The organism is Lactobacillus sp. C449L, assembly GCF_059900815.1.
The window spans coordinates 1-416 of the sequence record NZ_JBWXGA010000373.1; the positions used below are offsets into that span (position 1 = coordinate 1).

Consider the following 416-nt stretch of genomic DNA (forward strand, 5'->3'; position numbering starts at 1 on the left):
CCGCGCTCGGCATCGCCGATCCTTACGCAACTGAAGAAGGTGCCACCAACCCCAATGCCTGACGATTCCAGCAGCGCCCCGGAGGGGCGAAGTTTCCTCGGCGGTCTTCGGACCATGCTGTTCGGGGAGGAGAGCGAAGCGACGCTTCGCGAGGAAATCGAGGAAGCGCTCGAAAGCCACGAGGGCGAGGCCCCGATCGTCGGCGATCTGTCGCCCATCGAGCGGCAGATGCTCAAGAACCTGCTGCATTTCGGCGAAAGCACCGTATCCGACATCGCGGTGACGCGCGGCGACATCGTCGCCGTCTCCAGCACCTCCAGCTTCGACGAGCTGGTCCAGGCCTTTGCCGACGCGGGCCACAGCCGCCTGCCCGTCTACGAAGGCAGCCTCGACAGCGTCATCGGCATGATCCACAT

The 416-nt window shown here is 64.7% G+C and carries 1 pseudogene; it reads left to right on the forward strand.

The annotated features are described in order from the left end of the window. Window positions 1-54 precede the first annotated feature (54 nt). Window positions 55-416, forward strand: a pseudogene (locus tag AC2JF9_RS09850) (hypothetical protein); the annotation flags it as partial.